The organism is Hymenobacter glacieicola (assembly GCF_014640315.1).
Taxonomy (GTDB): domain Bacteria; phylum Bacteroidota; class Bacteroidia; order Cytophagales; family Hymenobacteraceae; genus Hymenobacter; species Hymenobacter glacieicola.
Genome location: NZ_BMGS01000018.1, coordinates 15,300 through 40,448, shown reverse-complemented (window position 1 = coordinate 40,448; position 25,149 = coordinate 15,300). Strand labels below are relative to the sequence as shown.

Sequence of the window (25,149 nt, the reverse complement as noted above, 5' to 3'; positions counted from 1 at the left end):
GGCAGGTGAGAGTCGTCTGAAGCATCCATCAAGATAACATTCACCTGCTATTTTACCACTGCCAAAAAATAGCCAACGAGGACAGAAGGAAAATAGCAAATAACTCAACGAAAAAGCCGGCTTCTCGCAAGAGAGGCCGGCTTTTTCGTTTATCAAAAATCAGGAATTAAAACTGCGGGGTAGGCACCGGGTTAGGCTGCACGGGGCGGCCGGCTTGGCCGGCGGGCTGCTCGCCCATGGGAGTGGAGTTAATGGCTTCAACAGCCCGGATTTCGGGCACGGCCTTCTTCACCGATTCCTCCACGCCGGCTTTTAGCGTCATCGGCGACATGGGGCAGGTACCGCAGGCGCCCAGCAGCTCCAGCTGCAGCACCATATCGGCGGTTATGTCGAGCACGCGCACGTTGCCCCCGTCGGCGGCCAGGTAGGGCCGGATGGTGTCCAGGGCCTGCTCAATGCGGGGCAGGAGCGGATGATGTTCTACGGCAGCGGAATGCGTCATGAATCACAGATTGAGTTGCTGCAGCGGCGGGCACCCAGGTAGGTAGCAGCAGCGTACTTCTTCAAAGGTAAGGCTTTTGGCGCGTATGAAGGCAACACCACGCGGGGTAGTAAAGTTGCCCGTAGCACAACGGCCGGGCGTACGAGTCGCCCACGACCCGCCGCCCGGCACCGCGGCGCTAGGACTGCATCTGCACCACGTTGGTGCGGGGCGCTACGGCATTGCGGATGGATACCTGGCGGGCCAGGTCCTCGGCCAGCTGCTCAAACACGGCCGCAGCGGGCGAGCCATCCTGCAGAATGGCGGGCGTGCCTTGGTCGCCATTTTCGCGGATGCTCTGCACCAACGGAATATGACCCAGCAGCGGTACGTCGTGCTTGGTGGCGAGCTGCTGGCCGCCGCCTTCCCCGAAGATGAAGTACTTATTGTCGGGTAGCTCGGCGGGGGTAAACCAGGCCATATTCTCCACAATGCCCAGCACCGGCACGTTAATCTGGGGTAGGCGGAACATCTGCAAACCCTTCTCGGCGTCGGCCAGGGCTACTTTCTGGGGCGTGGTCACGATGAGCGAGCCCGTGACGGGCACGGTCTGCACCATGGTCAGGTGGATGTCGGAGGTGCCGGGGGGCATGTCCAGGAGCAGGTAGTCCAACTCGCCCCATTCCACTTCCGTGATAAACTGCTTTAGCGCCGACGAAGCCATGGGGCCGCGCCACACTATGGCCGACTCCGCGGGGGCCAGGAAGCCAATGCTCATCAGCTTCACGCCGTGGGCTTCTACCGGCTGAATCAGGTTGCGGCCCTGCGCGTTCTGGTACACGTGGGGGCGGGCAGCTTCCACCCCAAACATCAGGGGCATGGAAGGGCCCGAAATATCGGCATCCACGAGGCCTACTTTAGCGCCGGTTTTGGCCAGGGCAATGGCCAGGTTGGCCGTAACGGTGCTCTTACCCACGCCGCCCTTGCCCGAGGCAATGGCAATGATGTTTTTCACGCCGGGCAGCACGTCCTGGTTTTGGCGCATGGTGGTCACGCGCGAAGTCATCACAATGACTACCTCCGCCTCTTTATCCACCATCGTATGGATAGCCCGCTCGCAGGCATCGTGAATGAGCTGCTTAAGCGGGCAAGCCGGAGTGGTCAGGACGACCGTAAACGACACGCGGTTACCGTCAATGGCTACGTCCTCAATCATGTTGAGGGTCACGAGGTCTTTGCCCAGGTCGGGTTCCTCCACGTAGCTCAGCGCCTTGAGGACGTCTTCTTTGGTTATGGTTGCCATTATAGTCAGGGGAAGAAAGTGCGAAAGCAAAGCGCAAAGATAACCCGGAAACCGGGTCGGAAGTTGGAAAGAATGTACCGCTGAGTTCCCGCTTGGCCCACGAGCAAGGCGAGTAGCTCGCGCTTGTACTGCCGGGCGCACCAACGCATAGGAAGGCGCTACCCTTGTGCGCCAAGTGCAACTTCGCGCGGGTTCCTGCCTACCTTTGCGGATAGTATGGCCCGCATCCCGAAGGAAACCGTTGATCAAATCATTCACCATGCCGACATTGTAGAGGTAGTCGGTGATTTTGTGAGCTTGAAGCGCAAGGGCCAGAACATGTGGGCCTGCTGCCCGTTTCACCACGAAAAGTCGCCGAGCTTTTCGGTGGCCCCGGCCAAGGGCCTCTACAAGTGCTTTGGCTGCGGCAAGGCCGGCGGGGTGGTGCAGTTCATCATGGACATTGAGGGCACCAGCTACGTGGAGGCCCTGAAGTACCTGGCCAAAAAGTACGGCATCGACGTTGAGGAGGAGGAAAAGACCCCGGAGCAGCAGCTGGCCCAAAACGAAAAAGACTCGCAGTTCATCGTTTCGAACTGGGCCAAGGACCACTACCACAAGCTGCTGCTCTCTACCGACGAGGGCCAGAGCATCGGGCTGAGCTACCTGCGCCAGCGCGGCCTGAACCAGACCACCATCAAAACCTTCGAGCTGGGGTATTCGCTGGATCAGTGGGACGACTTGCTGAAGTCGGCCACGGCGGCGGGCTTCGAGCAGAAGTACCTGGAAAAAACCGGCCTCATCATTCGGCGCGAGGACGACCAGGGCCAGGACACTGGCCGCCGCTACGACCGGTTCCGGGGCCGCGTGATGTTCCCGATTCACAACGTGTCGGGCCGCGTGATTGGGTTTGGGGCGCGCACGCTCAAGCCCAACGACAAGACGGCCAAGTACCTCAACTCGCCGGAGTCGGAAATCTACCACAAGTCCGACGTACTCTACGGCCTCTACCAGGCCCGGCAGGCCATCCGGACCGAGGAGCTGTGCTACCTGGTGGAGGGCTACCTCGACGTGCTGAGCCTGCACCAGGGCGACATCAAGAACGTAGTGGCCTCGTCGGGGACGTCGCTCACGGACGGGCAAATTCGCCTCATCAAGCGCTACACCGACAACGTGACGGTGCTCTACGACGGCGACGCGGCCGGCATCCGGGCCTCGCTGCGGGGCATTGACATGCTGCTGGAAGGCGGCCTGAACGTGCGCGTGGTGCTGTTTCCCGACGGCGACGACCCGGACAGCTACATCCGCAAAGTCGGCGACCAGAAGTTTAAGGAGCACCTGGAGCAGGCCAGCCAGGACTTCATTCAGTTTAAAACCGACCTGGTGAGCCGCGAGGCCGCCCAGGACCCGGTGAGGAAGGCCGAGGCCATTCGGGAGGTGCTGCAAAGCATTGGGAAAGTGCCCGACCCGATTAAGCGCCAGGTGTTTCTGCAGCAAACCTCCCAGGCCTTCAGCATCGATGAGCAGGTGCTCATCACGGAGTACAACAAAATTGTCCGCAACGCCACGCAGAAGGCGCCCGGCGGCAGTTCGGGCGGCGGCAGTGGGGTAGGGAATGGGGCCGCCCCGAGTACCGCGCAGTCCGCGCCGGCTGCGCCGCGTCCGGCTCCGCGGCCCATGAGCCCGGAGGAGGAAGCCGAGGCCCTGATGTACGGCGCTTCGCCCGAGGACCTGATGATGGGCGGGGGCGGCGACCTGCAAATCCTCACCAAGGAAGACCTCGAACCCATCCCCGACGTGCTGGAACAGTGCGAGCGGGAGGTAGTACGCCTGCTGCTGCTCTACTCGCCCCAGCCCCTGGCCCCCGACGTGAGCGTGGCCCAGTACTTGTTGCAGCAACTCGACGATACGCCCTTTAAAACCGGCATCTACGCCGATTTGCTGCACCTGTGCCGGGAGGAGCTCCACCAGGGCCGCTGGCCCGAGGTGCGCACCCTTATTCAGCACGGCCGCAGTGATATTCGCAACCTCGTGGCGGAGCTGGCCACCGAAAAGTACGAGCTGAGCCCCAACTGGACCACCCACCAGATTTACGTGCCCCGGGAGCTGGACCTGCTGCAAACCGCCTGCGACAACGCCATTCTGCGCTTCAATAAAGTGAACGTGGAGCGTGCCCTGGCCGAGCACATGGAGGCCCTGCGCCACCCCATGGACGAGGCCGCCCTGGATGAGCACCTGACCAACATTCGCCTGCTCAAACAGATGGACAACCAGCTGGCCAATATGCTGGGCACCGTCATTCCGCGCGCTTCCCTGTAAACGTTGGGCAAGAACAAACACGGGTTAAGAAACTGTTCTGCTGAGTATTCCGCGCATTAAACGGCGACGAAGGGGCTTTGCCTTTAGTAATTAGGAGCTGTTAACAGGTGGCTTGAAGGCCGTCATGCCGAGCCACAGGCGAAGCATCTCGCTCGGCTGAGGTTGCCAAACTATCTGTCATGCTGAGCTTGTCGAAGCATCTCTACCACTTCGTTGAATTACTGCCACAGTATCAGCCGAGCGAGATGCTTCGCGGCGCTCGGCATGACGTTCTGAATTACGCAATACATCAACCCTAAATGTTCACTTGACCTAGCTTCCTCGTCGCCGCTTGATGCACGGCATGTTCGGCATGAGAGCTGGGCAGAATGAAACGTGCGGCGTTTGGCGGCCCCAAGCTGCGGGGTGTACCTTTGAGCATGCCTGAATCCTTACCTCCACCGCTGCGCCCGAATGCCCTGCGCTACGTGCGCAACATCTGGCACCGCTTCAATTTGAGCCGGTTTGTGGGAGCCTTGGCCCTCACGGCGTTCAGCTTTGCTGTGGGGGTAGTCGGCTTTATGTGGATTGAAAAATTCACCTTCGTCGATGCCTTCTACATGACCATGATAACCGTCTCGACGGTGGGCTTCGGGGAACTGCACCCGTTGGCGCCGGCCGGGCGGCTGTTCGTCTCGTTCTATATCTTCTTTAACCTCTTGATGCTGGCCTACCTGTTGTCGGTGCTTACCACCTACATCTTCGACGGGGGCCTGCGGACCATGTTTACCATGCTGAGAAACGACCAGGCCATCCGCAATTACTCGGGTCACGTTATCGTCTGCGGATTTGGCCGCAACGGCCGCAAGGCCTACCACGAGTTGCGCGCCAGCGGGGCCGATGTGGTGGTAGTGGAACAGAACGAAACCTTGCTGAAAGAGGACGCGGATGCCACCGGCGAGGCCATTCCGACCGTGTTCGGCGACGCAACCCTGGATGAGACGCTGCGCGCGGCCGGCGTAACCCGGGCCCGGGCCCTCATCACGGCCCTACCCAAGGATGCCGACAACGTGTTCGTGGCCCTGACCGCCCGCGAGCTAAGCCCCGACATCACCATCATTGCCCGCGCCAGCCTCAAAAGCTCGGAAACCAAGCTGCTGCGCGCCGGCGCCGATTCCGTGGTGATGCCCGACGAAATTGGGGGCTCCCACATGGCCAACCTCATTACCCGGCCCGAGGTAATCCGCTTTCTGGATATGATTTCCGGCCTGGGGCCCAATAAGTTGCGGTTGGAGGAGCTGCGCTCCGAAGAGTTGCGGCCAGAGTGGCGCGGGCGCAGCATTCGGGAGCTGGACATCCGCTCGCGCACCGGCGCCACCGTTATCGGCCTCAAGCACCAGGTAGGCGGCTTCACGGTAAGTCCGGCGGCCGATCTGGTGCCGGACCCCGGCGACGTGCTGCTGTTTCTGGGCACCGACGCTCAGATTACCAGCCTCCTTGACCAGTTCCGGCAGGTTGGGTAGGCGGTTTGCCGGTTGGCAGCGCCTGGCGCCGGCGGCGCGTACGGTTGCTGGCTGCCGTGCTGCCGTGATGAGGGTCGGGTAACCACACGCGCCGCCGGCGCTGCGCGCTACCGGTTGGGCTGGTTCAGTGGTTCTCCAGCCTACATTCGTAGCTTTGCCGGCCCTAACCCACTGCTTCCCGTGCATATTCTTCAGCTTTGTCCGCGCGTTCCGTATCCGCCTACTGATGGTGGGGCCATTGCCATGTATGATGTTACGGCGGGGTTGAGCCGGGCGGGGCACCAGGTAACCGTGCTAGCCCTGAACACGCCCAAGCACCACCAGCCCGCCGATGTGCTCGACCACCTGGGCCCCAACGTGCGCCTTGTGCCCGTGGACGTAGACACGCGCCTGTCGCCGGTAAAAGCGCTGCGCAACCTGCTGCTCAGTGAGCTGCCCTACAACATTGAGCGGTTTGTGAGTCCGGCCGTGGAGGCCCGCCTGCAGGAGCTGCTCCGCACCGAAAGCATTGACATGGTGCAGGTAGAAGGCGGCTTGGTATCGTGGTACGTGGACGCGGTGAAACGGCTGGCCCCGGGTGTGCCGGTGGTGCTACGGGCGCACAACGTGGAGTACACCATCTGGCAAATGCTGGCCGAGCGCGAAGCAAATCCGCTGAAGAAGCTCTACCTGACCCACCTGGCCAAGCGCCTGCGGCGCTTTGAGCACCGCACGCTGCCGCGCTTCGATGCCGTGGCCGCCATTACCGAGCCCGACCAGCGCCGCCTGCGCCTGCTGGGCTGCCAGGAGCCGGTGGTGTTCGTGCCCGCCGGCGTCGACCTGAACCGGTTTCAGCGCAACCTGGCCCTCAAGCCCAAACCCCGCACCTTGTTCATGATTGGCTCCCTGGATTGGCTGCCCAACCAAGAAGGCGTCGACTGGTTTCTGCGGGAGGTGTGGCCCAAGGCCCATGAGCTCTACCCGGAGCTGGAACTGCACATTGCCGGCAAGGAAACCCCGGCCCACATTCGCAACCTGAGCTTGCCCGGCGTTACCGTTCACGGCTTCGTGGAGTCGGCGGCGCAGTTTATGCAGCAGTACGAGGTGATGCTGGTGCCTTTGCTCAGTGGGGGCGGCATGCGCATTAAAATTATTGAGGGCATGGCCCTGGGCAAGTGCATTATCAGCACCGGCCTGGGCTCCGAAGGCATTCACGTGCGCGACAACTTTGATATTGTGCTCTGCGACGAACCCACCGAATGGGTGGAGCGCCTAGGCCGCTACTACCGCGGCGAGCTGGGCCAGCAGGCCATCGGGGAGGAAGCCGCCCGCACCATTGCCCGCCTCTACGACAACCGCCGGGTAGTGGAAAGCTTCCTCGACCTGTACACCATCCTGACGCCCCAGCGCCGTGCCGCCGCTCATTGATAGTATAGCGGCCGGGGCGCTGGGGGGCAGTCTGCTGCTGGTGGCGCATACCTACGTGCTGTTTCCGCTGCTGCTGGCCCGCCTGGCCCGGGGCCGCCAGCAAAACCCGGAGGTGTACCCGCCCACCAGCCCCGAGCTGCCCCGCGTAGATGTGCTGCTGGCCGTGTACAATGAGGAGCAGGTAATAGAGCAAAAAATCCGCTCCACGTTTGCTACCACCTACCCGCTCAATAAACTCACCTTCTACATCGGCTCCGATAACTCCCAGGACCAGACCAACGCCCTGGTAGAGAAGCTGATGGCCGAGTATCCGGGCCTGCAGTTCCGGCCGTTTCGGCAGCGCACCGGCAAGCCCGGCGTCATGGAAGCCTTGTCGGCGGAAGCTACCGCCCCGGTACTGGTGCTCACCGATGCCAACGTGTTCTTCACCCCAGACACGCTCTATCACCTGGTCAAACACTTCCGCAACCCGCGCATCGGGCAGGTAGGCGGCCACATCCTCAACCTCGACCACCGCCGCGACGGTATTTCCGGCCAGGAAAAAGCCTACCTGGAGCGCGAAAACCAGATTAAATACCAGGAAGGCGTGGTGTGGGGCACCATGATTGGAGCTTTCGGCGGGTGCTTTGCCGTGCGCCGGGCCTGCTACCACCCGGCCCCGGCCTCCTTCATCGTCGATGACTTCTTTATCTCGATGGCCGTGCTTCAAGAGGGTTACCAGGCCATTAACGAGCTGGCGGCCGTCTGCCACGAGGACGTATCGGATAAGCTGCCCGAGGAGTTCCGGCGCAAAGCCCGCATTTCCACCGGCAACTTCCAGAACCTGGTCGCGTTCCGGCGCCTGCTCTGGCCGCCCTGGCGCGGCGTGAGTTTCGCCTACTGGTCGCACAAGGTGCTGCGCTGGCTCACGCCCTTGTTGCTGCTGGTTATGGTGCTGGCTAACATGGTGTTGGTAGTCCGCGGGGGCGGGTGGTTTTACCAGCTACTGCTGCTGGGGCAGCTCGGCGCCCCTTTGCTGCTGCTCCTGGACGGGGCCTTGCACCGCGTGGGCATACACGCGCGGCTGCTACGCTTTATCACCCACTTCTATAGCATGAATGCCGCGCTGCTGCTGGGCCTCTGGCGCTTTTTAAGTGGGGTGAAAACCACCGTGTGGGAGCCGACCCAACGGTTTCAGCATAAAAGGTGATGAGGTGAAGAGGTGAAAAGTGACAGGTGAATGGTGAATGGTGACAGGTGAGGGGGGCAGTGGGGTGGCATATCAGTAGAAGCCAGCGCTACTTAACACACGTAAGCCCCCGCAGGGCGGCATTTACTCGTTCAACCACGTGGTGTCGCCCTGCGGGGGGGGGCTCGACTTACTACACCGAACTATTGACTACCGAGCTGCCGCCCCGCTGGGGCTGGTCAGTGCCTTTACCTATTTTGCCGCGCTATTATTACATTTTAACCTCCCTGCCTCAAAAATCCTCCAGTACCCCTTCCCGTTTACCTATCACCTATCACCTATCACCTATTACCTGTCACCTGTTACCTCATCACCTATTACTTTTCACCTCATCACCCCGAAAACGCATGAAAACCCTGCGGATTGCTATTCTGGGCTGCGGCAACATGGGCATGGCCTTCGCCAAATCCTTCCTGCACTATAACCTGGTAGCTCGCGCCGATTTGTTGCTGCTGGGCCGCCACCAGGAGCACTGCCAGCGCCTGACCTCCGCCCATCCGGGCCTGCCAACCAGCGAGCTGACCGCCGCGGTAGGAACCTACGACGTGGTGCTGCTGGCCGTGAAACCCCAGGATTTTGGCCGGGTAGCCGAGGGCCTGCGCCAGGTGCTGCAACCCGGGCAAGTGGTCGTGTCCATCATGGCCGGCATCCCGATTGCGCGCTTGCAGCGGGAACTGGCCCACCAGCAGGTGCTGCGGGCCATGCCCAACACGCCGGCGCTGCTGGGCATGGGCATCACGGGTTTCTCGGCCGCGCCGGAGGTAGAGCGTAGCCGCCTGCACCAGGTCGAGAACCTGCTCAATGCCACCGGGCGCTCTATTTTCCTGGAAGACGAAAGCCTGCTCGATGCCGTGACGGCCGTGAGCGGCAGCGGACCCGCTTACTTCTACTACATCGTGCAGGCCATGATGCGGGCGGGGCAGGAGCTGGGCTTCTCGGAGTCAGTGGCCGGGCTGCTGGTCAAGCAAACCATGCTCGGGGCCTACCACCTGCTCAACACCTCCGACAAAAACCCCGACGAGCTAATTGCCGCCGTGGCCTCCAAGGGCGGCACCACCGAAGCGGCCCTGCGCGAGTTCCGCGCCGGCAACCTGGCCGAAACCCTGGCCGCCGGCATCAAAGCCGCCCAGCACCGCGCCACCGAGCTGGCCCGGGAGTAAGCAGGGAAATGGTGAGATGGTGAGATGGTGAAATAGTGAGTTTGCCGTGCTACTCGCACCTCTTGCGCCAATAAAACGGCAAACTCACTATTTCACCATCTCACCATTCCACCTTTCGTAACTTCGCGGCGTTGTTGCTGGTTGTAGCAGCAACTTTGCGGGGCTCCCTGGTGCTGCACCTCCTGAATCCGCGAAATCCGAATAATCCGTTTAAATCCGTGATTCCATGTTGGATTCCATTGAAGACGCCATTGCTGATATCCGCGCCGGAAAGGTAGTGGTGGTCGTGGACGACGAAGACCGTGAAAACGAAGGCGACTTTATCTGCGCCGCCCGTTGTGCCACCCCCGAAGTAATCAATTTCATGGCTACCCACGGCCGCGGCCTGGTGTGCGCCCCTCTTATTGAGCAGCGGTGTGAGGAGCTAGGTCTGGAGCTGATGGTAGGCCGCAATACGGCCCTGCACGCTACCCCCTTCACCGTTAGCATTGATTTGCTGAAGAACGGCGTGACCACCGGCATTTCCGCCTCCGACCGTTCCAAGACCATTCTGGCCCTCATCGACCCCGACACTAAGCCCGAGGAACTGGGCAAGCCGGGGCACATTTTCCCGCTCAAAGCCCGCAAGGACGGCGTGCTGCGCCGCGCCGGCCACACCGAAGCCGCCATTGACCTGGCTCGCCTGGCGGGTTTCGAGCCGGCCGGCGTGCTGGTGGAGATTCTGAAGGAAGACGGCGAAATGGCCCGCCTGCCCGAGCTGCGCGAAATTGCCAATAAGTGGAACCTGAAGCTGATTTCGGTTCAGGACCTGATCAAGTACCGCCTGGAAAAGGAAAGCCTGATTGTGCGGGAAATTTCCGTGAAGCTACCCACCGACTACGGCGACTTCGACCTAATTGCCTACACCCAGCGCAGCACCAACGCCCAGCACCTGGCCCTGGTGAAAGGCGATATTTCGGGTCCTGAGCCCGTGCTGGTGCGCGTGCACAGCTCCTGCGTGACGGGCGACATCTTCGGGAGCTGCCGCTGCGACTGTGGCCCCCAGCTGCACCGCGCCATGCAGCAGATTGAGCGCGAAGGCCGCGGCGTAGTCGTGTACATGAACCAGGAAGGCCGCGGCATTGGCCTTTTAAACAAGCTGCGCGCCTATAAGCTCCAGGAGCAGGGCCGCGACACGGTAGAGGCCAATATTGAGTTAGGTTTTGGTATGGACGAGCGCGACTACGGGGTAGGCGCGGCTCTATTGCGCGACCTGGGCATCAGCAAGATGCGCCTGCTTTCCAATAACCCGCGCAAGCGCACCGGCCTGATGGGCTACGGCCTCGAAATTGTGGAATCGGTAGCCATTGAGGTGGAGCCTAATGAGCACAATGAGCGCTACCTCACCACCAAGCGCGACAAGCTGGGCCACACCATCCTGCACAAGGACCGGGCTCCCCACCCCGACGTAGACGCGGCCCTGACGAAGCTGTAGATTTGTTAGGTATGGTATAATTCAGGAGCCTCACCAGATAGTTTCTGGTGAGGCTCCTGAGTGCAGGACGTTGCGCACCGGTCCTGGTATCATGTATTCAGTTAGCTATGATAAAAAATTACTTCTCGACCTTTATTACTGGAAACCTGCTGCTTTTGAGTGGTGCCGGGCTGGCGCAAACACAATACCGGGATTATACCCAGCACTTTGATCGGGCCCAAGTGCTGCTGAACACCGCTGAAACCCTACGCGGCTCCTTGGTATTGCATCGGTCGGAGCACGCAACGGAAACCATCACCATTACCCTTACTGATGGTTCTGTTCGGGCGTTGTCGGCGGCGGCGGTACAGAAGTTTGTGGTGCAAGGCGACCATTACGGTCCGTTTGACTGGGCCCAGAAGGAAAGCTATTACTACGATTTTGCGCCCATGCGCAAAGGCTACTATCAGGAAAGCCCCACCTTCCTAGACCAGCCTGTCCCCGTCCGGCTAGCCAAGCCTAACCCCCAGCTTTCCCGCGTGTACGGTGCCTACCGCTGGAATCAGGGCAATGATTATAGCGATTTTCTGGGCTATGGATTCTTCGAGCACCTCAGCGCGGGACCCGTGGTGCTGCTCCGGCATGAGACGCTGGAAATCCGCCACTCCGGTGCAATGGGCGGAGCGTTTGGCGGCGGTAGCAACCGCTACCTCAGCAATGAGCGTGAGTATTATTTAGGGTTGCCTAATGGCACGGTGTATGCCCTGCGCGACCCAAAGGACGATTTGCTAACTTATTTCAGCGCCTACAAAACTCATATTGAGCAGTATGCTAAGAAGTATAAGTTAAGCTTTAAAAAGCCGCAGGAGCTGGCCTACCTCGTGAACTACGCGAATTCTTTGGCGCCGCAACCGTGAACCAGATGCTTTCCTATTTGGTCATGGAGAAGTAAGATGTTCTTCTCTTATTTACAGATATGAAAGCATGTTGCAATAATGCGTTGGTCCGAAAACATGCGCGTGACTGGGCGTTTGGGTGCGGGTTTTTGCTGCTTCTGCTGCCCCTTGCCACCCAGGCTCAGCGCGGCGGGCAGGGCTTCACTCAGCAGTTCAACCAGGCCACTGTGCTGCTGAGCACCGGCGACACTATTACCGGCCCGCTGGCCCTGCACCGCTCCGAGGAGATGCTCACCATGACCCTGAACGACAACACGGTGCGCACCCTACCCGCCGTGAACGTGCAGAGTTTTGCCGTGCAGGGCGAGCGGTACGACCGGAGCCGGGAGCGGTTCTACTTCGACGATTTCTACTCCATGCGCCAGGGCTACTACTACGGTAGCCCCTACTTCAATACCCTGCCGCCCCCGCGCCGTCGGGAGCGGCCCGACACTACGCTTACCCGCGTATTCCGGACCTACCGCTGGAACCGCGACAATGACTACAGCGACTTCCGGGCCCCGGGGTTTTTCGAGCAGCTCAGCGGCGGCCCCATTATTTTGCTGCGGCGTGAAGGCCTGGTGGAGCGCCCCATCACCTATAATGGCCCGTATGGCTACGGCGGCTATGGCTATGGTGGCGGATTGCCCGGGCGCACCATGGGCTACTACACCGACGTGAAGGACAACTTCTTCCTGGGCCTACCCAATGGCAACGTGCTTAGCCTGCGCAACCCCAAGAAGGACTTGCTAGCCTACTTCCGCTCCCACGCCCGCCAGATTGAGCAGTACGCCAAGGAAAACAAGCTGAGTTACACCGAAGCCCGCGAGCTGGCTTACCTGGTTAACTACGCCAATTCGCTGGGAGGAAGTAAAAAATAACTGAGCCCGTCATCCTGAGCACCGCGAAGGACCTTATCACGCCAACATAAATCGTAACAACGACTTACGCTGACGTAATAAGGTCCTTCGCTGCGGTCAGGATGACGGGCTTATGTGGGTATAATCTGCGTTACAGTACCCGCAGCACGGGGTAGCGTAGGTGGGAGGCCTCGTAGTGGTCGGATTGGCGGTATACCCAATCGAGCTGAGCGGCGGCGCTGGCGGCGAAGGTGGGGTCGGCTTTTTTCTTGGCTTCCAGTTGGGCGCGCAGCTCGGGTTTCCGGCGCAGTAGCTCGGCGGCTACGTCCTCGAACACGTAGTCGGAGAAGTACTCCTTCTGCTGCAGAATGCTGTCGAAAAAGCCCCAGGCAAAAAACGAGTCGGTGGCCTGGGGTTCGAGGGTTTCGATGAGGTAGCGGGCGGCGGGCTGGTTGAGGCTCACCACGTAGTCGCCGCGCAGGAAGGGGCGGGCCTGGCGCACCGGGCGCACTTGCACCTGGGAGTGCAGGTAGTGGCCCTCGTAGGGGCGCGGGCCGGTTTTGTAGTCCTGGATGTAGTATACCTCGCCCGTAATGGTGGTATCAGCGGCCAGCTGCCGCAGCTGCACGCCCGAGAGGCGCAGGCGCTCCACTACCTCACCCCAGGCCTGCGGAATAACGTAGGCCTGGGGGCGCTGCACCGTCACGGTGGGGCGGAAGGTGTTGTAGTAGGGCACTGATTTGACGTAGGGCGCTTTCCGGTCGTAGTACATGCGGGGCAGGCCGCTGACTTCGCTGGGCTTGGTTTTGCCTTCGTAGCCCCGGAACGTGAACCGCTCGGCCTGGGTGGTATCCAGGCGCCAGCCCAGGGCGAACTGCTGCTGGGTGCGGGTTTGCTCGGCGGCCGTGGCCCGGGCCTGGGCGATGGCCGCGGCATCCTGGTGCACGGTTTTGATGAGCAAGTCCAGGAAGTCGTAGGTGGCTTTCACGCGCGGGGTGTAGGCCTTGAGCATGTGGGTTTCCGTCACAAACCCGATGGTGTTGAACAGGGTAGTGTAGCCGGTGGAGTAGCGCGGCGTTTCCAGGAAGCCCACCAGGCCGCGGGCATCGGGCGTGCGGCCCTCAAAATCGACGTAGGGGGTGAGGTACCACTTCTGCTTGTCCATGCCCCCGTAGAGCGCGGGCAGCAGTCGCTGCTGCAGGTACTGGCTCAGGGCCGGGTGCAGCTTGTCTTTTTGGGTGGCAATCAGGGTCATCGTGTACTGGTAGTCGGCCCCGTTGGAGGTGTGGGTGTCCACGTAGATGTCGGGCTGCCAGCGCTGAAACAGTTGGGCAAAGGCGCGGGCGTTGCGCGAGTCCTGCTTGATGTAGTCCCGATTCAGATCGAGGTTGCGGGCGTTGCCCCGGAAGCCATAGCTCTCGGGGCCATTCTGGTTGGTACGGGTGGTGGCGTTGCGGTTCAGTGCCCCGTCTACGTTATAAATCGGGATGAAAACCAGCACCACATCGGCCAGCTGCCGGCGCAGCTCTTTCTTCTGCATGTAGTCGCGGGCCAGCATCATGCTGGCATCAATGCCCTCCGGCTCGCCCGGGTGAATGCCGTTCTGAATAAACACAATGCGTCGCCCCTTGGCCCGCACGGAAGCCGGCTCGAAATCCCCGTCCAGGGATACGACCACTTCGTGCAAGGGTCGGCCGCTGTCGGTAGTGCCGGCCTCGCGCAGCTGAATTTCGGGGTAGGCGGCATCCAGTTGCTGGTAGTAGCTGATGCATTCGGCGTGGGTAGTGGTGGTGTTGCCGTTGCCCTTCTCGAAGGGCGTGCGCCAATCGGGGGCGGGGGCGGGGGCGGCGGGTGAAGGGGCGGGCAGCAGCAGGGCGGAAACCAGGAAGGCGAACATAGGCGCGGGAAACAGCAAAATCGCCCGAAACTAGGGCTAAAAAGTGAGTTTCAAACCCGGCAACTCTCAGCGGCGGCGCCCGGTAAGTAAGGAAGGGCCACCGCGGAAAAAGCGCCGTCGACCACCCCATGGCCCCACTGGCCCCGAACCGAATGCGGCGAATAGCTCCCGGAGCCGCGGTGGGCTAGGGGCACGGCACGGGTAAACGTGGGCCCTACCGAACGGCTGCTCTCGGCCGCCGGGGGCGCCCTGCTCACGTACTACGGCCTGCGCAAACGGGCTACGGCTGGGCCGCTGGGCACCGGGCTGGCGGTGCTGGGCGGCAGCCTGGTGCTGCGCGGAGCTACGGGCTACTGCCCGGTAAACCAGTTGGTGGGTCGCAACTCCGCCTCGTCCGCTACCCGGCCCATCGAAATCGTGCAGACTTTCACCATCAACAAGGCGGTGGGGGAAGTGTACGACTTCTGGCGCCGCCTCGAAAACCTGCCCCGCTTTATGCAGCACCTGGAAAGCGTGGAGCAGCTCGACGCGCGCCGCTCGCGCTGGAAAGCTGCCATCCCCGGCGGCATGGGCACGGTGGAGTGGGAAGCGGAAATCGTGACCGATGAGCCCAACCTGCTGCTGGCCTGGCAGTCCCTGCCCGACTCGCAGGTAGACAATGCCGGGGAAGTGCGCTTCACGGAGGCGCCCGGCGACAAAGGCACGGAGGTGCAGGCCGTGATTCACTACCGGGCTCCGGCCGGCGGGCTGGGCCAGGGCCTGGCGAAGCTGCTGACCCCGGCCCTGGCAGAAATGGTCCGCTCCGACCTGCGCCGCTTCAAGCAACTGCTCGAAGCCGGCGAAATAGCCACCATCCAGGGGCAGCCCTCGGGCCGCGGCCACGATAAAGGCTAGCGGTGCCTCGTCGAACTAGTTCACTCCATAACCCCAAGACTATGAAAGCATTGTGCTGGGTGGGTACCAACCACCTGAACGTCGAACGAGTCCCCGACCCCGAAATCATCAACCCCCAGGACGCCATTGTGCGGGTCATCCTCTCCTGCGTGTGCGGCTCCGACCTCCACCTGCTCGATGGCTACGTGCCCACTATGCGGGAGGGCGACATCATCGGCCACGAGTTTATGGGCGAAGTGGTGGAAACCGGCCCCAACGTAAAACGCTTCCGCAAGGGCGACCGGGTAATAGTGGGCTCTATTCTGGGGTGCGGGGACTGCTGGTTCTGCCAGCAGAATGCCTGGTCGCTCTGCGACAACAGCAACCCCCACGCCGCCCTGGCCGAGAAAACCTACGGCTACTCGCCGGCCGGCATCTTTGGGTACTCACACGCGTTTGGGGGCTACGCCGGCAGCCACGCCGAGCTTATCCGGGTGCCCTTCGCCGATAAAACCATGATTCAGATTCCGGAAGGCGTCAAAGACGAGTCGGCCCTGTTCGTGTCGGATGCGTTTCCCACGGGCTTCATGGCCGCCGACATGGCCGACATTGCGCCCGGCGACGTGGTGGTGGTGTGGGGCTGCGGGGGCGTGGGCCAGATGGCTATCCGTAGCGCCTTCCTGCTGGGCGCCAGCCGCGTCATTGCCATCGACCGGTTTCCGGAGCGCCTGGAAATGGCGCGCACCCACGGCCGGGCCGAAACCCTCAACTATACCGAAGTCGATATTCTGGAAGCCCTCAAGGAAATGACCGGCGGGCGCGGCCCCGACCGCTGCATCGACGCCGTGGGCATGGAAGCCCACACCACCGGCCCAGAGCACTACTACGACCTGGTGAAGCAGCAGCTTAGGCTGGAAACCGACCGGCCAGCGGTGCTGCGCCAAGCCATTCTGGCCTGCCGCAAGGGCGGTACCGTGTCCATCGTGGGTGTGTACAGCGGCTACATCGACAAAGTGCCCATGGGCGCGGCCATGAACAAGGGCCTCACCTTAAAGATGGGCCAGCAGCACCCGCAGAAGTACATGCCCCGCCTGCTGGAGTACGTGCAGCGCGGCGACGTGGACCCGGCCTACATCCTGACCCACCGCTGGCCCCTGGACAAGGGCCCGGAGGGCTACCAGATGTTCAAAAAGAAAACCGACGAGTGCATCCGCGTCGTCTTTGCCCCCTGAGCCTCGTAGTTGCCTGCGTAATTAGCCGCCAGCACGAAGGCCCGTAAATCAGGCCCGCTCCCTTAGTCGGATAGCGGGCCTGATTTACGGGCCTTCGTGCTGGCGGCTGGTTACCGCCGTTTGCTTCGTTATGCAGGCGGGTAGCGCGCAACTGCCCGCGCCTCGTTGCCAATCGTCGTTGCTTTGTGCCCGTCGTCAGCAACGACAACCGGGCAACGCAATCAGGCGCGCTGCAAGCACTAGTACAAGCGGCGCGGGGCCGGGAACAGCAGCTGATCCACGCTGTATTTGCCCGGGCCGGCAAAGGCCAGGCCCAGGAACAGGAAAGCCGCTTCCAGGGCGTGGGAGTAGGTGTTGAAGTCGTGGCCGCTGCTCAGGTGCATGATGGTGGCCATAATCATTGTGCCTAGCAGCAGCACGCAGGCAAAGCGGAAAAACAGGCCAATGGCAATCAGCTGCCCGCCCACGGCTTCCGCTACGGCTGCCAGGAATCCCCAGAAGGCCGGAGCAACGTTAATGCCCACCAGCTTCATGGCCCCGCCAACTTGGGTCCAGGCTTCAGGGCCGCCCGTTAGCTTGGGGTAACCGTGGATAGTGAACATCACGCCAATGCCCACGCGCAGCAGCAGCAGGCCTAGGTCGTGGGTGCGGTAGCGGTTTGCAAACAGTGCCATAGGCGAGTTGGGAGCGAGCCGGGGCGGAATAAGTTCAACAATGGGGAAGTAAGCGACTACATCCGGCGTTGCCAAAGTACAATATTTGCAGCGGAATGCAACTGCCCCGCCAACGCAGCTACTGGTAAAGTAATACCCCTGTGATTCGGGCGGCCGGCGGAACTTCGGCCGAGCTGATTTCCGCCGGGTGCTTGGCTGGCAACGACTTTGGGTCAATAAGCCAGGCCATTTGCACCTCGCCCGATACGGCCGCAAAGCCTGCTGGCGTGTCGCGCACTTTGGTGAGGCCCAAATTCTGACGGGCCGCCCCAAACGGAGAACCCACCCCAATGCCCTCGGCCGTGCGATACTGCGGATCGTAGATGCGGATGCGGCGCAGGCGAAACCCGGCGGAAGAGTCGCCGATGAGGTGCAGAACCGTGGGCGGTGCCTCGGGGCGCTGGGCGTCGCGCATTTCGTAGGCGGGCAGGGTCTTACCCTGGTCCTGGTAGGTAGTGGCGCGCAGCAGGTTGGCCGGCACCACTTCCTTTAGGCGCTCCTCCCGCATCCCGAGCCGCAGCCGGCCCGCCCGCCCCGGACTTAGCAGGTGCAGGGAATCGGGGACAGGAGCACCGGGCGTGGGGGTAGGGGCGCTGGCCTGCTGCGCTACAGAAGCGCCACCGGGCGAGGCCCCGGCCGCCCCCGTCGCCGACGTAAAAGGCGGCGTGCCCGGGTCGGTAGCGTTGCGCGTGGTGGTAGAGTCGCACCCGGTCAGGCCGGCGACTAATAGACTAATAGCCAAGGTGCTAACGGCTGGAACTAGGCGGTGTTGCATGGGGGCTATACGCAGGCGCACAATGCAGTGTTGAAAACCCGGTGGGCGTGAGGGGCGTTAGCACGTTCAGATGAGCTGGGCCGATCAACGGCCTCGGCCTACTTTTACCCGCTCTTGCCACTTGTTTCACTGACTGTTTTTGCCCGTGTCTGCTGCAACCCGCCAACCGCTTATTCTGATTTCCAACGACGACGGCATCACGGCCCCCGGCATTGCGACGCTGGTGCGCGTGATGCGCCGCATCGGTGAGGTGGTGGTCGTGGCACCCAATTCGCCCCAATCGGGCATGGGACACGCCATTACCATCGGCTCCTCCCTGCGCCTCGACCCAAACACTATTTTCGAAGGAGTGGAAGCCTATGAATGCAGCGGTACGCCCGCCGACTGCGTAAAGCTGGCCAAACACCACGTACTCAAGGACCGCCGCCCCGATCTGGTGGTGTCGGGCATCAACCACGGCTCGAACTCCTCCGTGAACGTGCTGTATTCCGGCACCATGTCGGCGGCCATTGAAGCGGCCATTGAGGGGCTGCCCGCCATTGGCTTTTCCTTGTGCGACTACGGCCACGGGGCCGATTTTTCCCACGTGGAGGAGTGGGTAGAGCACCTGTGCCGCCAGGCCCTGGCGCACGGCATTCCCCAGGGTACGGCCCTGAACGTGAACATTCCGAAGAAGTCGGCGGAGCCCATTGCCGGCGCACGGCTGTGCCGCCAGGCCCGGGCCAAGTGGCAGGAAGAGTTCGACTTACGCTACGACCCCTATAAACGGCCCTATTACTGGCTGCTGGGCAACTTCGTGAACGAGGACCAAGGCCAGGATACCGACGAGTACGCCCTGGCCCACAACTACATTTCCATTGTGCCCTGCCAGTTCGACCTCACGGCCCTCTACGCCCTGCGCGAAATGAACACCTCCTGGCAGCTCAGCGCCACCCCGCAAGGCGTTGCCGCTGAGGCCCCGCACCTGGGCAGCGCCCAGCCCGAGTCAGGCGAATCGGCGGAAGGGTTAGGCTAGTTAGCCTGAATGGCGCCTGTTGCAGCCTAGAGTTCTGGCACATGCTCTTGAGCAGGGCGGTAGAGCGTTGGTTGGAGTGAATAGCGGGTGCAAGGCATACGATAAAGCACTAAACTTGACTACCGCCCCATTCTCGTAGGTCTCGTCCTATGGAAGCTGTCATCCGAAGCCGGGCGAAAGACCTTATCACGCCTGAACGAGTCGTTGTCACGATGACCGTTTACGTGTGATAGGGTCCTTGGCGCGGCTCCGGATGACATGGGATGCAGTAAGTAACGAAGTATAGGTTCAGCCCGTTGTTGCTGGGTAGGCCCAGATACAGGGGCGCAAAACGGTAGCTATTCGCAAGAATTTTTCTGTCGCCTCGATGGGGGCGTGGGCCGAGTTAGCGAGGTATTTGGGGCAGCCAAACGGCTGCCTTGCCAGGCGCAGGCTTCTATCGTCTTTCAGAATCAGCGCATAGCAGTGGTAAGCCTGGAACGTAACGTACAAGCTTCGGTCGTGAGGAAACCAGCAAGAAGGTGGCGTACCGAACGGTCCGCAAGGGTAGGGGGGCGGGCTTGCGTTGGTACGGCAAAATATCGGTTCTTGTGCCCTCACCCGCTTCCTTTCTTTTGAGCACGCCCCTTGCTTCGGTCAGCATCATTATTCCGGCTTACAACGAAGCTGCGGGTTTGAGCCACCTGCTAGGCTACCTGCGCGCGGCCGCCGGCCCAGCCACCGAACTGCTGGTGGTGGATGCCGCCAGCCCCGACGGTACCGCGGCCGTGGCGCAAGCTGCCGGGGCACGGGTGCTGCAGTGCCCCCAGCGGGGACGGGCCGCTCAGCTCAATCACGGCGCGACCCACACCCAGGGGCAGATCCTGTACTTCCTGCACGCGGACACCTACCCGCCGCCGGGCTTCCTGTCTTACATTCGGGCGGCGGTGGCCGGGGGCGTGGGCAGCGGCTGCTTCCGCCTCCAGTTCGATGATGCGCACTGGTTTCTGCGCCTGAATGCCTGGTTTACCCGCTTCGATGTGGACCTTATCCGGTTCGGCGACCAAAGCCTGTTTGCCGAACGGTCCGTGTTCGAGCGGGCCGGCGGCTACCGGGAGCAGCTGCTCGTCATGGAAGATCAGGAAATCATTGGCCGCCTGCGCCGGCAGGCCCCGTTTCGAGTATTGCCCCAGCCCGTAGTCACCTCCGCCCGCAAGTACCGGGAAAACGGGGTTTTCCGCCTCCAGTCCATTTTCACGCTAATTACCGTTCTGCACTGGGCAGGCGCTTCCCAACCTACCCTAATCCGGCTATACCGACGTTTTATTAGGCAGAAAGGTAGTAGTGCTAAGTAAGCTGTGAACGGTCTTGCCTCCGAGCCAGAATAACTCACTTCCTGCTACTACCTAAAAACGCACTCAGTTCAGAAATGGAAGTAATACCGAGTTTTCGAGCCTGTTCCCGGCGCATGAGCAGGGCGTAAGTATTGTTGAAGCCGATAGGAGCCAGCCATTCCAGGTGGTAGCGGCGGCGGTATTCGTGGCGGACGTAGTTGAGCACGGCGGCCGGGTCGGGACCCAGGGAGTCGAGCAGGGCTGCGGAGGGCTGCAGTACCACCAGCAGGCCTGTGCCGGTGTACTCCGGGTACATGTCGATGGCGCCCGTGCGGAGTGCTTCGGCGCAGATGGTGGTGCCACCCAAGCCGGTTTTGGCTTCCACCTGCAGGTTGGTAAAGCCCCGAATTAGAGCCGAATACAGTTCGAGCAGAATGTACTGCTCGCCAAAAATCTTGGAGCCCAGCTTGATGGTAGCGCCGTTGCCCAGCTGGGCCGGATGCCACAGGCCGCGGCGGCGCAGAAAGCTTTCGGCCACGGCCCGGGGCGTTTCGTGGCGGTAGTCAACCCGGTAGTTTAGCTCCGTCATCACCGAATCGGAGAGCTGCCCGGCCAGGCGGCCCAGCACGGCGGCCAGCTCCGGGTGCGCCCGCAACGTCTGCTGCCGCACCACGGGCGCGGCCTGGTAGGGCGGAAAGGCGTGGCGGTCGTCGCGGAGCACCTGCAGGTCGTAGGCCCGGATGCGGCCATCGGTGGAGTAGCCGTCGATAAGGTCCACGTCGCCGTGGCGGACGGCCTCGTAGACCAGGGCCGGGGCCAGCACTACCGAGGCGGGCCGTAACCCGTAGGTGCGGCGCAGGCCGGGCAGCCCGTCGGAGCGGCCCACAAACTCGGGGCTGAAGCCGGCCAGCAGCTTGCTGGTAGCCCGGGGTAGCACGTAGAGGCCCGCCAGCAGGGGTAAGAGTAGCAGCAGAATTCGGCCGGCCCGCACCAGGCGCCGGCCCGTCAGATGCTGCACGCCGGCCAGCGCCGCATCAAACAGCAGGGCCAGCCCGGCGGCCGGAATGGCGCCCGCCAGAATCATAGCCGGGTTGTTTAGGGCAATGCCGCCGAAGATAAACTCGCCCAGGCCCCCGGCCGCCACGTAGGCGGCCAGCGTGGCAACCCCCACGTTGATAACGGCCGCCGTGCGGATGCCCGCCAGCAGCACCGGCAGAGCCAGCGGCAGCTCTAACTGCCGCAGAATCTGGCCCTCCGTCAGGCCCAGACCGCGGGCCGCGTCTACCACGGCGGCATCCACGCCGCGCAGGCCGGCCAGGGTGTTGCGGATGATGGGCAGCAAGGAGTATAGAAATAGGGCCAGCAGAGCCGGCCGGTACCCAATGCCCAGCACCGGAATCAGGAAGCCCAGCAGGGCAATGCTCGGCACTGTTTGCAGCACCCCGGCCCCGCCCAGCACCCAGGGCGCCAGCCCGGGCCGGCGGCTGAGCAGCACCCCCAACGGCACCCCGGCCCCTACGCCCAACACCAGGGCCAGGGCCGTTAGCCCGATGTGCTGCAGGGTTTGCTGACCGAGCTTATCGGCCTGAGCCTGCCAGAAAGTAAATAGCTCCGTCAGAATGTTCATGCGGTGGTTAGGCGGTGGAGCGCGCGGCCAAAAGCCGACATCACACTCGAGTAGGAGAGCAGAAACGGACCCGCTACATCAGTCGGTGGGGCAAGCTGAAACCATTGGGCCGGCTCCGTTGCCGCGCCCGGACTGAGGGTGGTAGGCGACAGTTCGGGGCTGGTTGGGGAGGCGCTAGGCTGGCTCAGTAGCTCCAATATGGAATGAACTGATACACTAGGTGAAACTATATTTACATCTGACTTATAATTAGTTATACGATGAGTAGTAGGTTGCGTAAGTACATCTGTCATTATGTCGGCTAGCTGGATAGTGCGCAGTTGCAGGCCCAGGCGCTCAGTGGCGAAGAAGCTCCGCACAAAGCCATTGGCCGGCCGAAAAAGTAAGTCGCGCGGGGCACCCAGCTGCTGTACCCGGCCCGCCTCGAGCAGCAAAATTTGGTCGGCCAACTCGAAGGCCTCCGTGACATCGTGCGTGACCAGCACCACGGTTTTGCGCTGCAGCTCGGGCAGTTCCCGGAACTCCCGCCGGATGCTGGCCCGGGTGATGGGGTCAAGGGCTCCGAAGGGTTCGTCCAGCAATACCAGGGGCGGGTCGGCGGCCAGGGCGCGGGCCAAGCCCACCCGTTGCTGCTGCCCGCCGGAAAGCTGGTGCGGGTACAACCCGGCGAAACGCTCGGGCGGCAGATGCAGGCGCGTGAGCAGCTCCGTTGTGCGGGTCGCTACCTCCGTTGGCGGCCGGCCTAGCAGGCGCGGCACTACCGCCACATTTTCCGCTACCGTGTAGTGGGGCAGGAGCCCCACTTGCTGAATCACGTAGCCGATGCCGCGGCGTAATTGCTCGGCGGGCTGGGCCTGCACATCCCGGCCGTGCACCAGCACAGAGCCGGCATCGGGCTCCACCAGGCGGTTGAGCATGCGCAGCAACGTAGTTTTGCCGCAGCCGCTCGGCCCCAGCAGCACCAGTGTTTCGCCGGGCTGAAGGGCAAAGGACACGTCCTGCACCACCACCTGCGGACCGTAGTGCTTGGTAAGGCCTCGGGCCTCAATCACGGGGGTAATTGGGAGCATGGCCTCAAGGTAGGGTCAAAACACAACAATGCGCCTTTAGGGCTGAAACTCAGTGAGCGCCACTACCCAAGAAATACGCCAGCTTGTGCAGGCATTACGGGTGAACAGCAGCTTGGCTCGGGCCTGCCAACGAAGTAGCGCGACAGACCAGAAGGTAGCGAAAACAGCTCGGCCCCTAATGGTTACCGTTTCAGTGCCCAGAGGTTGTCGGTTCAGGCGTGCAGCGCCGCATTGACACGGGGTGTTTGCTTGCGGGGAAGGATAGGAGCTCTGGAATTTGCGCCGTGCCGCTATTCTTCCTTGCTTTAGCCTATGAAACGACTCGCTTTTCTCTTTCCTCTGGTCCTGACGCTGCTAACCCGCCCCGCGGCCGCCCAAGTATACACCGCTTCCGATCCACTGGCCCACACCTACAGCATTGTGGCCCGTGACCCACAAACCGGTGACCTGGCCGTGGCCGTGCAAAGCCATTGGTTTTCAGTGGGTACCAGCGTTAGCTGGGCCGAGGCGGGGGTAGGGGCCGTGGCCACCCAGTCCTTCACCAACAAATCCTTTGGTCCGCGGGGGCTGGCCCTGCTGAAAAGCGGAAAATCGGCCCAGCAGGCCCTGGATGAGCTGCTGCGCACCGACGAAGGCCGCGACGTGCGGCAGGTGGCCATCATCGACAACCAGGGCCGCGTTGCTACCCACACTGGCAGCAAGTGCATCGACATGGCCGGCCACCAGCAGGGTGCGCAGTTTTCGGTGCAGGCCAACATGATGCTCACTAACACGGTGCCCGCCGCCATGGCCAAGGCCTACGAGCAAAACACCAAGCTCCCCTTCGCCGAGCGGGTAGTGGCGGCCCTGGAGGCGGCTCAGGCCGCCGGCGGCGACATCCGGGGGCGGCAGTCGGCGGCGCTGCTAGTGGTGCGGGCCACGCCCGGCGCGGGCGTCTGGGAAGACCGCGCCATTGATTTGCGGGTAGATGATGCCGCTGAGCCCCTCAAGGAATTGGCCCGCCTGCTGCGCCTGCACCGCGCCTACGAGCACATGAACGCCGGCGACCTGGCCGTGGAAAAGAATGACGTACCCGGGGCTATCCGCGAGTACGAGGCCGCCGAAAAGCTGTTTCCGCAGAACCTGGAAATGAAGTACTGGCACGCCATCAGCTTGGCCAATAAGCAGCAGGTGCCCCAGGCCATCAAGCTGCTGGGGCCTATTTTCCGGCAAGATGCCAACTGGCGCACACTAACTCAGCGCCTGCCCAAGGTCGGCCTGCTCACCGTCAGCGCGACGGAACTGAAGCAAATTCTGGCGGCTAAATAAGGCTCTACTACTCACGGTTTCACTGATTTTTTCTACCCTGATTTCATTGCTTAAGTATGCTGTTTTCGTCTTTATTCTCCCTGCGGTTGTGGCAATGGCTCCTGCCTGTGTGCGTAGTGCTGCTGGGTAGCGGCTGCGCTTCCGTGGAGCCCCGGAAAGCCAGCCAGCCCACTTTTACTACAGTGTACGTGGTGCGTCACGCTGAAAAAGACCCGGCCCCTAGCTTGCTCGACCCCTCGCTCACGGCCGCTGGAAAGCAACGCGCCCAAACCCTGGTTGATACCTTGCGCAAGGCGCCCATAACGGCCATTTTCTCGACGGCCACCACGCGTACCCGCAGCACGGCCGAGCCCCTGGCTACCGCCCGCCAGCTTACGGTGCAACCCTACGATGCCCGCCAGTTGAGGGCCCTGGCGGCCCGCATCCGCCGGGAATATAAAGGCCAAGCGGTACTGGTGGTGGGCCACTCCAATACCATTCTGGAAACCGTGGAAGCGCTGGGGGCCCCGCGTCCGGCGCCAGCCGTGCAAGACAGTGAGTATGATTACCTGCTGGAAGTGCGCCTTCCGCAGGATTCAACCCAGGCGGCTACGGCGGTGGCCCGGCGCTACGGGGTGCGGTAGCCCCGCTCGCTCGGGTTGCAACCTGCGGTAGTTTTCTGCTACTTTTAAGCTGCCTGCGGGAGCCTTGGCTCTGTCG

21 protein-coding genes are annotated in these 25,149 nt (G+C 62.1%); 14 read left to right on the top strand and 7 right to left on the bottom strand.

The genetic code is table 11. The features are described from left to right. Window positions 1–166 precede the first annotated feature (166 nt). A complete protein-coding gene (locus tag IEW18_RS21205) occupies window positions 167–502 on the bottom strand; it encodes a NifU family protein (protein ID WP_188559896.1) in 336 nt (111 codons plus the stop codon). A 178-nt stretch (window positions 503–680) separates the two neighbouring features. After that, on the bottom strand, window positions 681–1,784 hold the full coding sequence (locus tag IEW18_RS21200; RefSeq protein ID WP_188559895.1) for an Mrp/NBP35 family ATP-binding protein: 1,104 nt from the start codon (window positions 1,782–1,784) through the stop codon (window positions 681–683). A 216-nt stretch (window positions 1,785–2,000) separates the two neighbouring features. Here IEW18_RS21200 and dnaG point away from each other — a divergent pair, with 216 nt between their 5' ends. The 8 genes from dnaG (at window position 2,001) to IEW18_RS21160 (ending at window position 12,648) form a co-directional block, all read left to right on the top strand. Beyond that, a complete protein-coding gene (gene dnaG / locus IEW18_RS21195; protein WP_188559894.1) occupies window positions 2,001–4,082 on the top strand; it encodes a DNA primase in 2,082 nt (693 codons plus the stop codon). 419 nt (window positions 4,083–4,501) lie between these two features. Further along, the gene (locus IEW18_RS21190) at window positions 4,502–5,584 is read left to right on the top strand and encodes a potassium channel family protein (protein ID WP_188559893.1); all 1,083 of its coding nucleotides are present in this window, start codon (window positions 4,502–4,504) and stop codon (window positions 5,582–5,584) included. A 180-nt stretch (window positions 5,585–5,764) separates the two neighbouring features. Then, window positions 5,765–6,991, top strand: a complete 1,227-nt coding sequence (locus tag IEW18_RS21185) for a glycosyltransferase family 4 protein (RefSeq protein WP_188559892.1) — start codon at window positions 5,765–5,767, stop codon at window positions 6,989–6,991. After that, window positions 6,975–8,180, top strand: coding sequence for a glycosyltransferase (locus IEW18_RS21180; protein WP_188559891.1), 1,206 nt, complete (start codon window positions 6,975–6,977; stop codon window positions 8,178–8,180). Before IEW18_RS21185 ends, IEW18_RS21180 begins: the two co-directional genes overlap by 17 nt. A 395-nt stretch (window positions 8,181–8,575) precedes the next feature. After that, window positions 8,576–9,379 carry a pyrroline-5-carboxylate reductase gene (proC, locus tag IEW18_RS21175; protein ID WP_188559897.1) on the top strand — a complete coding sequence of 268 codons (804 nt, stop codon included), beginning with the start codon at window positions 8,576–8,578 and terminating at the stop codon, window positions 9,377–9,379. 226 nt (window positions 9,380–9,605) lie between these two features. Then, on the top strand, window positions 9,606–10,853 hold the full coding sequence (locus tag IEW18_RS21170; protein ID WP_188559890.1) for a bifunctional 3,4-dihydroxy-2-butanone-4-phosphate synthase/GTP cyclohydrolase II: 1,248 nt from the start codon (window positions 9,606–9,608) through the stop codon (window positions 10,851–10,853). 107 nt (window positions 10,854–10,960) lie between these two features. Continuing rightward, the gene (locus IEW18_RS21165) at window positions 10,961–11,749 is read left to right on the top strand and encodes a hypothetical protein (protein ID WP_188559889.1); all 789 of its coding nucleotides are present in this window, start codon (window positions 10,961–10,963) and stop codon (window positions 11,747–11,749) included. 59 nt (window positions 11,750–11,808) lie between these two features. Further along, complete coding sequence (locus IEW18_RS21160; protein WP_188559888.1) at window positions 11,809–12,648, top strand: hypothetical protein; 840 nt, start codon at window positions 11,809–11,811, stop codon at window positions 12,646–12,648. Between the two features lie 130 nt (window positions 12,649–12,778). Here the strand turns inward: IEW18_RS21160 and IEW18_RS21155 are convergent, their stop codons facing one another. Beyond that, window positions 12,779–14,524, bottom strand: a complete 1,746-nt coding sequence (locus IEW18_RS21155; protein ID WP_188559887.1) for a M14 family metallopeptidase — start codon at window positions 14,522–14,524, stop codon at window positions 12,779–12,781. Window positions 14,525–14,731: 207 nt separating this feature from the next. Between IEW18_RS21155 and IEW18_RS21150 the strand changes: the two genes are divergently transcribed. Further along, window positions 14,732–15,418, top strand: a complete 687-nt coding sequence (locus tag IEW18_RS21150) for an SRPBCC family protein (protein ID WP_188559886.1) — start codon at window positions 14,732–14,734, stop codon at window positions 15,416–15,418. A 41-nt stretch (window positions 15,419–15,459) separates the two neighbouring features. After that, a complete protein-coding gene (locus tag IEW18_RS21145; RefSeq protein ID WP_188559885.1) occupies window positions 15,460–16,629 on the top strand; it encodes a zinc-dependent alcohol dehydrogenase in 1,170 nt (389 codons plus the stop codon). Window positions 16,630–16,868: 239 nt separating this feature from the next. On the opposite strand, the gene IEW18_RS21140 is transcribed toward IEW18_RS21145, so the two are convergent. Continuing rightward, a complete protein-coding gene (locus IEW18_RS21140; protein ID WP_188559884.1) occupies window positions 16,869–17,303 on the bottom strand; it encodes a DoxX family protein in 435 nt (144 codons plus the stop codon). A 118-nt stretch (window positions 17,304–17,421) separates the two neighbouring features. Next, the gene (locus IEW18_RS21135) at window positions 17,422–18,117 is read right to left on the bottom strand and encodes a hypothetical protein (protein ID WP_188559883.1); all 696 of its coding nucleotides are present in this window, start codon (window positions 18,115–18,117) and stop codon (window positions 17,422–17,424) included. Window positions 18,118–18,262: 145 nt separating this feature from the next. Here IEW18_RS21135 and surE point away from each other — a divergent pair, with 145 nt between their 5' ends. Next, a complete protein-coding gene (gene surE / locus IEW18_RS21130) occupies window positions 18,263–19,132 on the top strand; it encodes a 5'/3'-nucleotidase SurE (RefSeq protein ID WP_188559882.1) in 870 nt (289 codons plus the stop codon). 614 nt (window positions 19,133–19,746) lie between these two features. Beyond that, complete coding sequence (locus tag IEW18_RS21125; protein WP_188559881.1) at window positions 19,747–20,466, top strand: TIGR04283 family arsenosugar biosynthesis glycosyltransferase; 720 nt, start codon at window positions 19,747–19,749, stop codon at window positions 20,464–20,466. A 34-nt stretch (window positions 20,467–20,500) separates the two neighbouring features. Here the strand turns inward: IEW18_RS21125 and IEW18_RS21120 are convergent, their stop codons facing one another. Further along, window positions 20,501–22,072 carry an ABC transporter permease/substrate-binding protein gene (locus IEW18_RS21120; protein ID WP_188559880.1) on the bottom strand — a complete coding sequence of 524 codons (1,572 nt, stop codon included), beginning with the start codon at window positions 22,070–22,072 and terminating at the stop codon, window positions 20,501–20,503. Beyond that, on the bottom strand, window positions 22,069–23,142 hold the full coding sequence (locus IEW18_RS21115; RefSeq protein WP_188559879.1) for an ABC transporter ATP-binding protein: 1,074 nt from the start codon (window positions 23,140–23,142) through the stop codon (window positions 22,069–22,071). The genes IEW18_RS21120 and IEW18_RS21115 overlap by 4 nt, the downstream gene beginning before the upstream one ends. 312 nt (window positions 23,143–23,454) lie before the next feature. Here IEW18_RS21115 and IEW18_RS21110 point away from each other — a divergent pair, with 312 nt between their 5' ends. Together IEW18_RS21110 and IEW18_RS21105 are read left to right on the top strand one after the other, a co-directional pair. Further along, on the top strand, window positions 23,455–24,450 hold the full coding sequence (locus IEW18_RS21110; protein ID WP_188559878.1) for a DUF1028 domain-containing protein: 996 nt from the start codon (window positions 23,455–23,457) through the stop codon (window positions 24,448–24,450). Between the two features lie 56 nt (window positions 24,451–24,506). Then, complete coding sequence (locus tag IEW18_RS21105; RefSeq protein ID WP_188559877.1) at window positions 24,507–25,073, top strand: histidine phosphatase family protein; 567 nt, start codon at window positions 24,507–24,509, stop codon at window positions 25,071–25,073. The last annotated feature ends 76 nt before the right edge of the window (window positions 25,074–25,149 follow it).

Bases quoted from the DNA above. Each gene is read 5' to 3' on its own strand.
- IEW18_RS21205 (WP_188559896.1), bottom strand. From the start codon at position 502: ATGACGCATTCCGCTGCCGTAGAACATCATCCGCTCCTGCCCCGCATT.
- IEW18_RS21200 (WP_188559895.1), bottom strand. From the start codon at position 1,784: ATGGCAACCATAACCAAAGAAGACGTCCTCAAGGCGCTGAGCTACGTG.
- dnaG (WP_188559894.1), top strand. From the start codon at position 2,001: ATGGCCCGCATCCCGAAGGAAACCGTTGATCAAATCATTCACCATGCC.
- IEW18_RS21190 (WP_188559893.1), top strand. From the start codon at position 4,502: ATGCCTGAATCCTTACCTCCACCGCTGCGCCCGAATGCCCTGCGCTAC.
- IEW18_RS21170 (WP_188559890.1), top strand. From the start codon at position 9,606: ATGTTGGATTCCATTGAAGACGCCATTGCTGATATCCGCGCCGGAAAG.
- IEW18_RS21165 (WP_188559889.1), top strand. From the start codon at position 10,961: ATGATAAAAAATTACTTCTCGACCTTTATTACTGGAAACCTGCTGCTT.
- IEW18_RS21160 (WP_188559888.1), top strand. From the start codon at position 11,809: ATGAAAGCATGTTGCAATAATGCGTTGGTCCGAAAACATGCGCGTGAC.
- IEW18_RS21155 (WP_188559887.1), bottom strand. From the start codon at position 14,524: ATGTTCGCCTTCCTGGTTTCCGCCCTGCTGCTGCCCGCCCCTTCACCC.
- IEW18_RS21145 (WP_188559885.1), top strand. From the start codon at position 15,460: ATGAAAGCATTGTGCTGGGTGGGTACCAACCACCTGAACGTCGAACGA.
- IEW18_RS21140 (WP_188559884.1), bottom strand. From the start codon at position 17,303: ATGGCACTGTTTGCAAACCGCTACCGCACCCACGACCTAGGCCTGCTG.
- IEW18_RS21135 (WP_188559883.1), bottom strand. From the start codon at position 18,117: ATGCAACACCGCCTAGTTCCAGCCGTTAGCACCTTGGCTATTAGTCTA.
- IEW18_RS21120 (WP_188559880.1), bottom strand. From the start codon at position 22,072: ATGAACATTCTGACGGAGCTATTTACTTTCTGGCAGGCTCAGGCCGAT.
- IEW18_RS21115 (WP_188559879.1), bottom strand. From the start codon at position 23,142: ATGCTCCCAATTACCCCCGTGATTGAGGCCCGAGGCCTTACCAAGCAC.
- IEW18_RS21110 (WP_188559878.1), top strand. From the start codon at position 23,455: ATGAAACGACTCGCTTTTCTCTTTCCTCTGGTCCTGACGCTGCTAACC.
- IEW18_RS21105 (WP_188559877.1), top strand. From the start codon at position 24,507: ATGCTGTTTTCGTCTTTATTCTCCCTGCGGTTGTGGCAATGGCTCCTG.